Below are 13,026 nucleotides of genomic sequence, written 5' to 3'. Positions count from 1 at the left end.
TGTCTGAGGGAGTGAACCATGACCTACCGCCACCGCGTTGCCACCGTTTTTCTGTTCGGCTTTTTTCTCGATTTGATCAATATGTTTATCGCCAGCATCGCCTTTCCGGCAATCAGCCGCGCGCTGGCGGTTTCCGTCTCGCAGCTGGCGTGGGTCAGTAATGCCTATATTCTCGGTCTGACGGTCGTTGTGCCGTTCAGCGCCTGGCTCAGCGAGCGCTGGGGGGCGAAACGGCTGTTTTTACTCTCGCTGGGGCTGTTCAGCCTCGGCGCGCTGGCGGCAGGACTTGCCAACAGCCTGAGCGAACTGATTTTATGGCGGACGCTGCAGGGGATGGGCGGCGGGCTGTTAATCCCCCTCGGCCAGGCGCTGACGTGGCCGCTGTTTCAGCCGCATGAGCGGGCGAAGCTGTCGGCGGCGGTGATGCTGGTCGGCCTGCTGGCCCCCGCCTGCTCGCCGGCGATCGGCGGCCTGTTAGTCGAGGCGTTCAGTTGGCGCTGGGTCTTTTTCGCCAGCCTGCCTGTCGCTCTGCTAACCTTTGTGCTGGCGGTGCGATGGCTGAACGACACCCCCGGTCCGGTTCGCCCGACTCGCTTTCTTCCACTGTCGCTGCTGGCCGATCCCCTGCTGCGCTTCGCGATGCTGATCTACCTCTGCGTGCCGGGGATGTTTATTGGCGTCAACGTGGTGGGGATGTACTACCTGCAACGCGTCACCGAGATGGCGCCGGGGGCAATCGGTGCCCTGATGGTGCCCTGGTCGCTGGCCTCGTTTGCCGCCATCACCTTTACCGGCAGATATTTCAACCGCTTCGGGCCCCGGCCGCTGGTCATCATCGGCTGCCTGCTTCAGGCGATGGGGATCATGCTGCTGCTGAAGATCGATGCGGACAGCCCGCTGGCGCTGTTGATTCTGGCCTTTACGCTGATGGGCGGCGGAGGCAGCTTATGCAGCAGCACCGCGCAAAGCAGCGCTTTCCTGCATACGCCTGCCGAAGAGATGCCTGACGCCAGCGCGATATGGAATCTTAACCGCCAGCTCAGCTTCTTTGCCGGCAGCGCCCTGCTCGCCCTGCTGCTGAGGGTATTCCCGCCGGCCTACGCCTGGCAGGGGGTATTTATCAGCGCCGCCGTCATTACCCTGTTGCCGCTGCTGTTTTGCCTGCGGCTGAATAATCGGGCGATTATCCATCGCCTGCACACCACTCTGGAGAAGTCATGAATCCTTATCTGCAGGAAGTCCTCGATGCCCATGTCCTTATCGAACGCTGGTTAAGCCATGGCGAAGGAAGCGCTGAGGCGCTGATGAAGCGTTTTGCCGCCGATTTTACCATGATCCCCTTGAGCGGTGAGAAGATGGACTACCCAACGGTGAGCCGTTTTTTCCACCACGCCGGCGGCAGCCGTCCGGGGTTAGATATCGTAGTGGATCAGATGGAAATCATCAGCGAGTGGCACGACGGCGCCGCAGTGCTATATCGTGAAAGCCAAACGCTGGCGGATAGCAGTCAGAACGTTCGCTGGTCGACGGCGATTTTTCAGCAAGCGGAAGGGAAAATTGTCTGGCGCCATCTGCAGGAAACCCGCCTCGGCTAGCCCAAAGAAAAAGGCCCCGACTTTCGAGGGGGCCTTTTTGACAGAAAACGTCTTATTCGCGGAAGAGCGCTTCGATATTCAGCCCCTGTCCCTGCAGAATTTCCCGCAGGCGACGCAGACCTTCCACCTGGATCTGCCGCACGCGTTCGCGGGTCAGGCCAATTTCACGGCCCACATCCTCCAGCGTGGCAGCTTCATAACCCAGCAGACCAAAACGACGTGCCAGAACTTCACGCTGCTTGGCGTTCAGTTCGAACAGCCATTTGACGATACTTTGCTTCATATCATCGTCCTGCGTGGTGTCTTCCGGGCCGTTCTCTTTCTCATCGGCCAGAATATCCAGCAGCGCTTTTTCTGAATCGCCACCCAGCGGAGTATCCACGGAGGTGATGCGCTCGTTCAGACGCAGCATACGGCTGACGTCATCGACCGGTTTGTCCAGCTGTTCGGCGATCTCTTCCGCGCTAGGCTCGTGGTCCAGCTTATGGGACAACTCGCGCGCGGTACGCAGATAGACGTTCAGCTCTTTAACAATATGGATCGGCAAACGGATCGTACGGGTTTGGTTCATGATCGCCCGTTCAATAGTCTGGCGGATCCACCAGGTCGCGTAGGTCGAAAAACGGAACCCACGTTCCGGGTCAAACTTCTCAACGGCGCGGATCAGGCCGAGGTTACCTTCTTCAATCAGATCCAGCAGCGCCAGACCACGATTGCTGTAACGACGGGCAATCTTCACCACCAGACGCAAGTTACTTTCAATCATGCGACGGCGTGAAGCGACATCACCACGCAGTGCGCGACGCGCGAAATAGACTTCCTCTTCCGCGGTCAGCAGTGGGGAATAACCAATCTCTCCAAGATAAAGCTGAGTGGCGTCAAGTACGCGCTGGGTTGCGCCTTGCGACAGCAGCTCTTCCTCAGCCAGATCGCTATCACTGGGTTCCTCTTCTACTAAGGCTTTCTCGTCGAAAACCTCAATTCCGTTCTCATCAAATTCCGCGTCTTCATTTAAATCATGAACTTTCAGCGTATTCTGACTCATAAAGGTGGCTCCTACCCGTGATCCCTGAGCAAAGCACCTTCCACGGCACATCAACAAACGACGCCTGGACGATTTCCCCTGCCCTCTCTGCGAGAGGAACGTAGACACCGCCCTGGCGCCTGTTAGCTGATGCTTCGCTTATCCGTACTTTGCCAAATTATCGCTGCGGTAAGTACTGCAGCGGGTTGACGGATTTCCCCTTGTAACGAATTTCAAAATGTAATCTTGTTGAGCTGGTTCCGGTGCTACCCATGGTAGCGATTTTCTGCCCCGCTTTGACTTCCTGTTGCTCCCGAACCAGCATGGTATCGTTATGAGCGTAGGCACTCAGGTAATCATCGTTGTGTTTGATGATAATAAGATTACCGTAGCCGCGCAGTGCGTTACCGGCATAGACGACGCGCCCATCGGCGGTCGCGACAATAGCCTGTCCCTTACTGCCTGCAATATCGATACCTTTATTGCCGCCTTCCGCGCCGCTAAAGTTCTCGATAACCTTGCCATCAGTCGGCCAGCGCCATGCTGAGATCGGCGAACTGGTTGACGTACTGCTTGCAGTCGGCTGGGTTGTGCTCACCGTTGTTGGTGCCGTCACCGGCGCGACAACCGTTGTGGTTGTGGTCGCTGGTTTATTATTAGGCAACATCTTGGTAGCACTCTGTTCACCTGAAGATTCAGAATACGTAATAGTCGGTTGTGAAGCAACCACCGCGGTCGATTTTTGTGCAGAAGTTGTGCTGGTCGTCGCACCGCCGCTCGCTCTTGCGCTGGCCTGAGAAACGGCGTTTTCGCCGGTGATCGGCTGGCCTGAGGCGTTACCGACCTGCAGTACCTGCCCCACGTTCAGCGCGTACGGGGCCGGGATGTTGTTGCGTTGCGCCAGGTCGCGGAAATCGTTGCCGGTGACCCAGGCGATATAGAATAGCGTGTCGCCGCGTTTTACCGTATAGGTACTGCCGCCGGTATAGCTACCTTTCGGAATATCGCCATATTTGCGGTTGTAAACGATCCGGCCATTTACCGTCTGTACCGGCTCCTGCGCCACCGGCGCCGGCTGCGGCTGAATGGTCTGGGTCTGCATCGGCTGAATCGGCTGCGCCTGAGGAGCGGACTTGACGCCGGAGGGTGGCGGCGTAATCAGCATGCCGGAGTTGGTGCTGGAAGAGGCGGCGCCGCCGGCAGAGCTAACCGGCGCAGGCGGATTATTGGTGTTGGTACACCCGGCCAGCCAGAGTGAAACCAGTGAAAGAGCCGCAATACGGCTGACGGTAAATTTGGTGCTTCCCGCGCTCATTTATCCCCCAGGAATATGTTAACTGCCAATATCTTGCTTACCGGGCGGCGCCCGGCCAGGACACTGAAAAATGTGTCCACCCTACGCCTAAAGTCAGGCAAAAAAAACCTGGAATAATCCGGGTCTCAGGCCAGCTCCCCCTTCACCAGGGGAACAAAGCGAACGGCCTCGACGGTATCAATGATAAATTCGTTGCCCCGACGACGGATCCGTTTGAGAAACTGATGCTCTTCGCCGACCGGCAGCACCAGCACGCCGTCATCATCCAGCTGCGCCAGCAGCGCGGTCGGTATTTCCGGCGGCGCCGCCGTCACAATAATGGCATCAAACGGCGCCCGCGCCTGCCAACCTTGCCACCCATCGCCATGACGGGTTGAAACATTATGTAAATCAAGTTGTTTCAGGCGACGACGCGCCTGCCACTGTAAACTCTTAATTCGCTCTACCGAGCATACGTGATGCACCAGATGCGCCAGGATGGCCGTCTGGTAGCCGGAACCGGTGCCGATCTCCAGCACCCGCGACTCCGGCGTCAGCGTCAGCAGCTCGGTCATTCGCGCCACCATATACGGCTGGGAGATGGTCTGCCCCTGGCCAATCGGCAGCGCGGTGTTTTCCCACGCTTTATGTTCAAAGGCTTCATCAACAAACTTTTCGCGCGGGACCAGCGCGATCGCCTCGAGGACACGTTCATCGACGATGCCCTGCGTGCGCAGTTGATTCAACAAACTTTCAACACGTTTACTTACCATTGCCTGTCAACCCCGACACGTTCCAGCCAATCGGTGACCACCTCATGCGCCTGATGGGCGGTTAAATCGACGTGCAATGGCGTCACGGAAACATAGCCTTCATCCACTGCCGCAAAATCGGTGCCCGGCCCGGCATCGCGCTTATCGCCCGGCGGGCCAATCCAGTACAGGGTGTTGCCGCGCGGATCTTGTTGCGGGATCACCTGGTCGGCCGGATGGCGGTTGCCGCAGCGGGTCACGCGAATGCCCTTGATTTGATCAAGCGGGAGATCCGGCACGTTGATGTTAAGGATCCGCCCGGTACGCAGCGGCTCGCGGCTTAAGGCGCGCAGAATGGTGCAGGTTACCGCCGCGGCGGTATCGTAATGCTGATAGCCGTTCAGCGACACGGCCAGCGCGGGGAACCCCAGATGACGGCCTTCCATCGCCGCGGCCACAGTGCCGGAATAGATGACGTCGTCGCCCAGGTTGGGGCCGGCATTAATGCCGGAAACCACGATGTCCGGACGCGGGCGCATCAGCGCGTTCACGCCGAGATAGACACAGTCGGTCGGGGTGCCCATCTGGACGGCGATGTCGCCATTTTCAAAGGTAAACGTACGCAGGGACGATTCCAGCGTCAGCGAATTTGAGGCCCCGCTGCGGTTACGATCGGGTGCAACCACCTGGACCTCGGCAAACTCCCTTAAGGCCTTCGCCAGGGTCTGTATCCCCGGCGCATGGATCCCGTCATCGTTACTCAGCAATATTCGCATAGTCACCCGTTGTATTGATAAGCTCCCTGACCACGCTGGTGGCGAAGCTGCCCGCCGGCAGCCAGAAACGCAGTTCAACGGTTACGTCATCCCACCAGTTCCAGCTGAGCTGCTGTGGATAGAGAAGCATCGCCCGGCGCGCCGCCTCGACTTTCTCCCGTACCAGCAGCGCCTGCAACGCGGTTTCCTCGGCGATCGCGGCCTGCTCGAAAGCCAGGGCGTCGCGCTGGCTTCCCCAGTCGCCGCTGCCCGGCAGCGTGGCCGTAATCATCAGTTCGCGGTTATGCACCCGCGCCTGCGAAACCTCGAGTTCTTCCGGTGTAACGACAAACCAGCTCCCGCGCCCCGCTAATTGTAGCGCATCGCCATCAACGACCTGATTAAATTCCGTTTTTTTTAATCTAATACTCACTTGCTGATTAAACAACGCGCTGCGGGCTGCCGACAACCAAAAACTGCGCTTATTGCGATCGCGCACTGGCGCGCCGCTCTCCGCCCAGCGCAGGGCGCCCTGCAGGTTACTGCCGCCAATGCCGAAGCGCTGCGCGCCGAAATAGTTCGGCACTCCCCGTTCAGCGATGGCCTGCAGACGCGTCTCCACGTCCTGGCGATCGCTAATCTCGCGCAGGATCACGGTAAACTGGTTGCCTTTCAGCGCGCCTAAACGCAGCTTACGCTTATGGCGAGCATATTCCAGTACCTGGCAGCCCTCGAGCTGAAATTTGCTCAGGTCCGGCATCTCTTTGCCGGGCACCCGGGCGCACAGCCACTGCTCGGTGACCGCGTGCTTATCCTTTTGCCCGGCGAAGCTCACTTCACGGGCGTGGATCTTAAGGAATTTCGCCAGCGCGTCGGCGACAAAGCGCGTATTGCAGCCGTTTTTCAGGATCCGCACCAGCACGTGTTCGCCTTCGCCGTCCGGGGCAAAGCCCAGATCTTCCACCACCAGAAAATCTTCCGGATTGGCTTTCAGCAGCCCACTGCTCTGCGGCTTGCCGTGCAGCCAGGTCAGTTGGTCAAAGGCGATCATTTGTCGGCCTTACGCAGCAGCGCAACCGCTTCGCAGGCAATCCCTTCCCCGCGGCCGGTGAAGCCGAGCTTCTCGGTGGTGGTCGCTTTCACGTTGACGTCGTCCATATGGCAGCCGAGATCCTCAGCGATAAAGACGCGCATCTGCGGAATATGCGGCAGCATTTTCGGCGCCTGGGCAATAATCGTGACGTCGACGTTGCCGAGCGTATAGCCCTTGGCCTGAATGCGGCGCCATGCTTCGCGTAGCAGTTCGCGGCTATCGGCGCCTTTAAACGCCGGATCGGTATCGGGGAACAGCTTGCCGATATCGCCCAGCGCCGCGGCGCCAAGCAGCGCGTCGGTCAGCGCATGCAGCGCAACGTCGCCGTCGGAGTGGGCCAGCAGCCCTTTTTCATAAGGAATGCGTACCCCGCCAATGATGATTGGGCCTTCACCGCCAAAAGCGTGTACGTCAAAACCATGTCCAATTCGCATTAAGCTTTCTCCTGGTGTCGGGAACGGGTGAGGTAAAATTCAGCCAGCGCCAGGTCTTCCGGGCGCGTCACTTTAATATTATCCGCGCGTCCGGCGACCAGCTGCGGATGGAAGCCGCAGTACTCCAGCGCCGAGGCTTCATCGGTGATAGTGGCTCCCTCGTTTAGCGCGCGAGTGAGGCAATCCACCAGCAGCTCGCGAGGGAAAAGTTGCGGGGTGAGCGCATGCCACAGGTCATTGCGGTCGACGGTATGGGCGATAGCGGTTTTGCCCGGCTCGGCGCGCTTCATGGTGTCGCGCACTGGCGCCGCAAGGATCCCGCCGACGCGGCTGGTTTCGCACAGCGACAGCAGGCGGCTGAGGTCGTCCTGATGCAGGCAGGGGCGCGCGGCGTCATGCACCAGCACCCACTGCGCCTCCGGCAACGCCTGCAGGCCGGCGAGTACCGAATCGGCGCGCTCAGCGCCGCCATCCACCACGGTAATTTGCGGATGCTGCGCCAGCGGCAGCTGGCTGAAGCGGCGATCGCCGGGGCTGACGGCAATCACCACCCGCTGGACGCGCGCATCCGCCAGCAGCGCGGCGACCGCGTGTTCGAGAATCGTTTTGTTACCGATTGAGAGATATTGTTTCGGGCATTCCGTTTGCATGCGGCGGCCGAAACCGGCTGCCGGCACCACGGCGCAAACGCCCGGAAAAGTGGCTGCCATGTTGTAATCCTGGGCCTGGTTATCGATTGTTCTGCTGTTGCCCCGATGCCTGATTGCGTTTAGACGCATCCGGTACCAGACGATAGAAGGTTTCGCCCGGGCGGGTCATGCTGAGTTCATTGCGCGCACGCTCCTCAATCGCTTCCTGCCCGCCGTTGAGGTCGTCAATTTCGGCAAACAGCTGATCGTTGCGTGCTTTTAATTTGGCGTTAGTCGCCTGCTGGGCGGTGACGTCGTCGTTAACCCGCGTGTAGTCATGCAGGCCGTTTTTACCGAACCACAGCGAATACTGTAGCCAGACCAGCAAAGCTAATAATAGCAGCGTTAGTTTACCCATCCTGCCCCCTGAAAAACGGCATCATCATCCCAAAACTCGCCCGGGTACGCTACCGGGGCGCGCGGACGATGCCGCGTAACGCGGGGACTGTACCATATTTTTGCTGTCGATACCCATGCTTGATTCATACCAGCAACGGGTTATCCCAACAGCCAGAGGAAGAGTAGCGCAAACATCAGCCCAACGGTCAGGATGGTCGCGCTGACGCTATAGAGCAGTTTGCCATTGAGCAGAGAGTGCAGCGCAATACCGACCACCACCGCCACCGGCATCAACGCAAGGAAGAATGGCCAGGTGTAGAGGAGAAAGAAGAGTGTATTACTGCCATAGAGAAGGAAGGGAATACCCAGCGCCAGCAGCCACGAAATAAAGCCCACGGCAGCGCCCGACAAAGACCAGGTGGTCTCGTCGCCGATCGCCGGAGGCGGTTCTGAACGAATAATACTGAGGTTCTGGGTATTGCGCATATCGAATCCTGTAGACCGGGCAACCGGCACCCCTCGATGCCGCTGCCGTTTCAGGATCTGATAATATCGCTCTGTTGCAGCAGGTCTAATAGTTGGTGCACCAAATTTGTTACCAATTGTTCACCATCCAGATGAATTTCCGCCTTTTCCGGTGCCTCATAGACCGAGTCTATGCCGGTGAAATTGCGTAATTCCCCTGCCCGCGCTTTCTTATACAATCCTTTCGGATCCCGCGCCTCGCAGATGGCCAGCGGGGTATCGACGAACACTTCGATAAAGCGTCCTTCCCCGAGGCGCTCGCGCACCATCTGCCGTTCCGCACGGTGCGGAGATATAAATGCCGTCAATACCACCAGCCCGGCATCGACCATCAGCCTGGCCACTTCGCCGACGCGGCGAATGTTCTCTTTGCGATCCTCATCGCTGAATCCCAGGTCGCTGCACAGGCCATGGCGCACGTTATCGCCGTCCAGCAGATAGGTGCTGACGCCGCGCTCATGCAGGGCCTCCTCCAGCGCCCCGGCGACGGTGGATTTACCCGACCCCGAAAGGCCGGTAAACCACAGCACCACGCCGCGATGGCCGTGATGCTGTTCCCGCTGCTGTTGGGTCACAGGGTGGGCATGCCAGACGACGTTTTCGTCATGCTGGGCCATTATTTGCCTCCCAGCAGGTCGCGGGCGTCCCAGTGCGGGAAATGTTTACGGATCAGTTGGTTCAGCTCCAGCTCGAAGGCGCTGTACTGTGATGCCGAAGTCGATGCCTGCAGGTGCGGCTCGTTGACCATCCCGGCGCCGACGGTGACGTTGGTCAGGCGATCGATAAAGATAAGCCCGCCGGTCACCGGGTTTTGCTGATACGGATCCAGCACTAAAGGTTCGTCAAAGGTCAGCTCCACCAGCCCGATGCCGTTCAGCGGCAGAGACTCGACTTCACGCTGGGTCAGGTTGTTAATATCGACCTGGTAGCGGATAGCGTCGACGCGAGCGCGGGTCTTCTTGCCGGCGATTTTGATGTCGTAGCTCTGGCCCGGGGTCAGCGGCTGTTCGGCCATCCACACCACGTCGATGCTGGCGCTTTGTACCGCCGGCAGCGAGGCTTGCGCGTCAACCAGCAGGTCGCCGCGACTGATGTCGATTTCATCTTTCAGCACAAGGGTAATGGCTTCGCCGGCGGCGGCTTCCTGCAGGTCGCCGTCGAAGGTGACGATACGCGCCACGCTCGATTCGACGCCCGACGGCAGCACCTTCAGACGCTGGCCAACCTGCACGGTACCGGAGGCGACCGTGCCGGAGAAGCCGCGGAAATCGAGGTTCGGACGGTTAACATACTGCACCGGGAAGCGCAGCGGCTGGCTCTCGACCACCCGCTGGATCTCTACGGTTTCGAGGACTTCCAGCAGCGTCGGGCCACTGTACCACGGCATATTCGCGCTCTGGCTGGCGACATTATCGCCTTCCAGCGCCGACAACGGCACAAAGCGGATATCGAGGTTGCCCGGCAGCTGCTCGGCAAAGGTCAGATAATCTTCCCGGATCTCGTTGAAGCGCGCTTCGCTAAACTCGACGAGATCCATTTTGTTGACCGCCACTACCAGGTGTTTAATGCCCAGCAGCGTCGAGATGAAGCTGTGACGGCGGGTTTGATCCAGCACGCCTTTACGGGCGTCGATCAGCAGAATCGCCAGGTCGCAGGTGGAGGCGCCGGTCGCCATGTTACGGGTGTACTGCTCGTGCCCCGGGGTGTCGGCGATAATAAATTTACGCTTTTCCGTTGAGAAATAGCGATAGGCCACGTCAATGGTAATGCCCTGCTCACGCTCGGCCTGCAAACCATCCACCAGCAGCGCCAGGTCCAGTTTTTCGCCCTGGGTGCCGTGACGCTTGCTGTCGTTGTGCAGCGAAGAGAGCTGGTCTTCATAGATCTGGCGCGTATCGTGCAGCAGGCGGCCAATTAAGGTGCTTTTGCCGTCATCGACGCTGCCGCAGGTCAAAAAACGCAGCAGGCTCTTGTGCTGTTGCGCGTGCAGGTAAGCTTCTACGCCGCCTTCGTTGGCAATTTGTTGGGCAATGGTCGTGTTCATGGCGGCTCCTTAGAAATACCCCTGACGTTTCTTCAGCTCCATCGAGCCGGCCTGGTCGCGGTCAATGACGCGCCCCTGACGTTCGCTGGTGGTCGATACCAGCATCTCTTCAATAATTTCGGGTAGCGTCTGCGCTTCAGACTCCACCGCGCCGGTCAGCGGCCAGCAGCCGAGGGTACGGAAACGCACCATCCGTTTTTCAATCACCTCGCCCGGCTGCAGATTGATACGGTCGTCATCGATCATCATCAGCATACCGTCGCGCTCCAGCACCGGACGCTCAGCGGCCAGATACAGCGGCACGATTTCAATATTTTCCAGATAGATGTACTGCCAGATATCCAGCTCGGTCCAGTTGGAGAGCGGGAAGACGCGGATGCTTTCGCCTTTGTTAATCTGGCCGTTGTAGTTGTGCCACAGCTCCGGACGCTGATTTTTCGGGTCCCAGCGGTGGAAACGGTCGCGGAAGGAGTAGATGCGCTCTTTCGCGCGGGATTTCTCTTCGTCGCGACGCGCGCCGCCGAACGCGGCGTCAAAGCCGTATTTGTTCAGCGCCTGCTTCAGGCCTTCGGTTTTCATGATATCGGTATGCTTGGCGCTGCCGTGGACAAACGGGTTGATGCCCATCGCCACCCCTTCCGGATTTTTATGCACCAGCAGTTCACAGCCGTAGGCTTTAGCGGTCCGGTCGCGGAACTCATACATCTCACGGAATTTCCAGCCGGTATCGACGTGCAGCAGCGGGAACGGCAGGGTTCCCGGATAAAACGCTTTGCGCGCCAGATGCAGCATTACGCTGGAATCTTTCCCGATGGAGTACATCATTACCGGGTTAGAAAATTCGGCGGCCACCTCACGAATAATATGGATGCTTTCCGCCTCCAGTTGCCGCAGGTGAGTGAGTCGTTTTTGGTCCATAACCGTTCCTTAAGCCAGATTGACCACCGAAGCGTTAAACCCCTCGGCGGATGATGTATGTTGAAACCAGGCGAGCTGCTGATGCAGCTGCACCACTTCGCCTACCACCAGCAGGGCGGGCATCGGGGCGTCTTTCGCCAGGTGTTCGAGTTGTTGCAATGTGCCGGTTATCGTCTGCTGATCGTCACGGGTGCCGCGGGAAATTACCGCCACCGGCGTGTCGCTGTCGCGACCGTGGGCGATCAGCTGGGCGCTGATTTCCGCTGCCTTCATGGTGCCCATGTAGATCGCCAACGTCTGTTGGCTCTTCGCCAGCAGCGACCAGTCGAAGGGGGCGCTGTCCGGCTTATAGTGGCCGGTGACAAAGACGGCGCTTTGCGCATAATCGCGATGGGTCAGCGGAATACCGGCGTAGGCCGTCGCCCCGGCGGCTGCGGTGACGCCCGGCACCACCTGGAACGGGATCCCCGCCTCGGCGGCAGCCTGCAGCTCTTCTGCGCCGCGGCCAAAAATAAACGGATCGCCGCCCTTCAGGCGCACGACGGTTTTCCCCGCCTTCGCCGCCTCCACCAGCAGCTGATTGGTTTCATGCTGCGGCACCGAATGCTCGCCGGCGCGTTTGCCAACGCAGATCAGCTCGGCATCGCGGCGCACCAGCTCGAGAACCGGCTGAGTCACCAGATGATCGTGGAAAACCACGTCCGCCTGCTGGATCGCCTGCAGACCGCGAAGGGTCAGCAGCCCGGCATCGCCCGGCCCGGCGCCGACCAGAATAATTTCTCCCGTCTCGCGTTCGGGTTTGTCGAGCTCATCCTGCAGCGCTTTTTCCGCCTCCGCAGAGTTGCCCGCCACCATCAGGCTGGCGAAGCGGCCGGTAAAGACGCGCTCCCAGAAGCGGCGACGCGCTTCGGTAGTCGTCAGGCGGGTTTTCAGATGGTTGCGCCAGTAGCTTGCTGATTCCGCCAGCCGACCGAGATTCGTCGGCAGCAGCGCTTCGATTTTTTCACGCAGAATGCGCGACAGCACCGGCGCTTTACCGCTGGAGGAGATCGCCACCAGCAGCGGCGAACGGTCGACGATAGAAGGGAAAACAAACGAGCACAGCGCCTGGTTATCCACCACGTTGACCAACCGGTAGCGCGCGTTAGCTGCCGCAAATACCCGCTGGTTAAGCGCCTCATCCTCGGTGGCCGCAATCACCAGAAAGACATCATCCACCAGCGAGTCGCTGAATTCCGTCGCCCGCCAGCTGAGTGCCTGGCGCGCAGCCAGATCGGCCAGCGCCGGTGACAGCGTTTCAGCGACCACCTGCACCTGCGCCTGGGCGCGCAGCAGGAACTTGATCTTACGTTCAGCAATCTCGCCGCCGCCGATCACCAGCACGGGCCTTTGTTTCAGTTCGGCAAAAAGGGGCAAGTAATCCACGGTGCAACAACTCTCTTACATTCAGCGATACTGCGACTATAGGGTGCGCCTTAGAGCAAATGAAATTACGAAATGGAATGAGTTGTGACACAAAGGAATAACGCGGCGGAAATACAAATATCAAAAAGTGCTTAACGCG

General features: G+C 59.2%; 15 protein-coding genes. 2 read left to right on the top strand and 13 right to left on the bottom strand.

Annotation, left to right across the window (positions count from 1 at the left end; all coding sequences use genetic code 11):
* Positions 1 to 18: 18 nt before the first annotated feature.
* Together KB890_RS19655 and KB890_RS19650 are read left to right on the top strand one after the other, a co-directional pair.
* Positions 19 to 1,221, top strand: coding sequence for an MFS transporter (locus KB890_RS19655; RefSeq protein ID WP_004181083.1), 1,203 nt, complete (start codon positions 19 to 21; stop codon positions 1,219 to 1,221).
* Positions 1,218 to 1,595 (top strand): hypothetical protein, encoded by a 378-nt coding sequence (locus KB890_RS19650; protein ID WP_002915104.1) that lies wholly within the window; start codon positions 1,218 to 1,220, stop codon positions 1,593 to 1,595. Before KB890_RS19655 ends, KB890_RS19650 begins: the two co-directional genes overlap by 4 nt.
* A gap of 52 nt (positions 1,596 to 1,647) precedes the next feature.
* On the opposite strand, the gene rpoS is transcribed toward KB890_RS19650, so the two are convergent.
* The 13 genes from rpoS to cysG all read right to left on the bottom strand — a co-directional run bounded on the left by rpoS (position 1,648) and on the right by cysG (position 12,878).
* The gene (gene rpoS, locus KB890_RS19645) at positions 1,648 to 2,640 is read right to left on the bottom strand and encodes an RNA polymerase sigma factor RpoS (RefSeq protein ID WP_002915106.1); all 993 of its coding nucleotides are present in this window, start codon (positions 2,638 to 2,640) and stop codon (positions 1,648 to 1,650) included.
* Positions 2,641 to 2,797: 157 nt separating this feature from the next.
* Entirely contained in the window at positions 2,798 to 3,934 is a 1,137-nt protein-coding gene (gene nlpD, locus KB890_RS19640; RefSeq protein WP_004149542.1) for a murein hydrolase activator NlpD, read from the bottom strand.
* Positions 3,935 to 4,059: 125 nt separating this feature from the next.
* A complete protein-coding gene (locus tag KB890_RS19635; protein WP_002915108.1) occupies positions 4,060 to 4,686 on the bottom strand; it encodes a protein-L-isoaspartate(D-aspartate) O-methyltransferase in 627 nt (208 codons plus the stop codon).
* The gene (surE, locus tag KB890_RS19630) at positions 4,680 to 5,441 is read right to left on the bottom strand and encodes a 5'/3'-nucleotidase SurE (RefSeq protein WP_004174648.1); all 762 of its coding nucleotides are present in this window, start codon (positions 5,439 to 5,441) and stop codon (positions 4,680 to 4,682) included. The genes KB890_RS19635 and surE overlap by 7 nt, the downstream gene beginning before the upstream one ends.
* A complete protein-coding gene (gene truD, locus KB890_RS19625; protein WP_004185423.1) occupies positions 5,422 to 6,471 on the bottom strand; it encodes a tRNA pseudouridine(13) synthase TruD in 1,050 nt (349 codons plus the stop codon). Before truD ends, surE begins: the two co-directional genes overlap by 20 nt.
* Complete coding sequence (gene ispF, locus KB890_RS19620; protein WP_004181093.1) at positions 6,468 to 6,947, bottom strand: 2-C-methyl-D-erythritol 2,4-cyclodiphosphate synthase; 480 nt, start codon at positions 6,945 to 6,947, stop codon at positions 6,468 to 6,470. Before ispF ends, truD begins: the two co-directional genes overlap by 4 nt.
* The gene (gene ispD / locus KB890_RS19615; protein ID WP_004174645.1) at positions 6,947 to 7,657 is read right to left on the bottom strand and encodes a 2-C-methyl-D-erythritol 4-phosphate cytidylyltransferase; all 711 of its coding nucleotides are present in this window, start codon (positions 7,655 to 7,657) and stop codon (positions 6,947 to 6,949) included. The genes ispF and ispD overlap by 1 nt, the downstream gene beginning before the upstream one ends.
* Before the next feature lie 19 nt (positions 7,658 to 7,676).
* Positions 7,677 to 7,994: a cell division protein FtsB gene (ftsB, locus tag KB890_RS19610; protein WP_002915156.1), complete on the bottom strand. Its 318-nt coding sequence runs from the start codon at positions 7,992 to 7,994 to the stop codon at positions 7,677 to 7,679.
* Between the two features lie 140 nt (positions 7,995 to 8,134).
* Positions 8,135 to 8,461, bottom strand: a complete 327-nt coding sequence (locus KB890_RS19605; protein WP_002915157.1) for a DUF3561 family protein — start codon at positions 8,459 to 8,461, stop codon at positions 8,135 to 8,137.
* A 50-nt stretch (positions 8,462 to 8,511) separates the two neighbouring features.
* Complete coding sequence (gene cysC, locus KB890_RS19600) at positions 8,512 to 9,117, bottom strand: adenylyl-sulfate kinase (RefSeq protein WP_002915158.1); 606 nt, start codon at positions 9,115 to 9,117, stop codon at positions 8,512 to 8,514.
* A complete protein-coding gene (cysN, locus tag KB890_RS19595) occupies positions 9,117 to 10,544 on the bottom strand; it encodes a sulfate adenylyltransferase subunit CysN (protein ID WP_004181094.1) in 1,428 nt (475 codons plus the stop codon). Before cysN ends, cysC begins: the two co-directional genes overlap by 1 nt.
* Positions 10,545 to 10,553: 9 nt before the next feature.
* Positions 10,554 to 11,462: a sulfate adenylyltransferase subunit CysD gene (gene cysD / locus KB890_RS19590; protein WP_004181096.1), complete on the bottom strand. Its 909-nt coding sequence runs from the start codon at positions 11,460 to 11,462 to the stop codon at positions 10,554 to 10,556.
* A 9-nt stretch (positions 11,463 to 11,471) separates the two neighbouring features.
* The gene (gene cysG, locus KB890_RS19585; RefSeq protein ID WP_004217556.1) at positions 11,472 to 12,878 is read right to left on the bottom strand and encodes a siroheme synthase CysG; all 1,407 of its coding nucleotides are present in this window, start codon (positions 12,876 to 12,878) and stop codon (positions 11,472 to 11,474) included.
* Positions 12,879 to 13,026 lie beyond the last annotated feature (148 nt).

Source organism: Klebsiella sp. P1954, from assembly GCF_018199955.1.
Lineage (GTDB): Bacteria > Pseudomonadota > Gammaproteobacteria > Enterobacterales > Enterobacteriaceae > Klebsiella > Klebsiella pneumoniae.
This window is presented reverse-complemented; position numbering and strand designations above follow the sequence as displayed.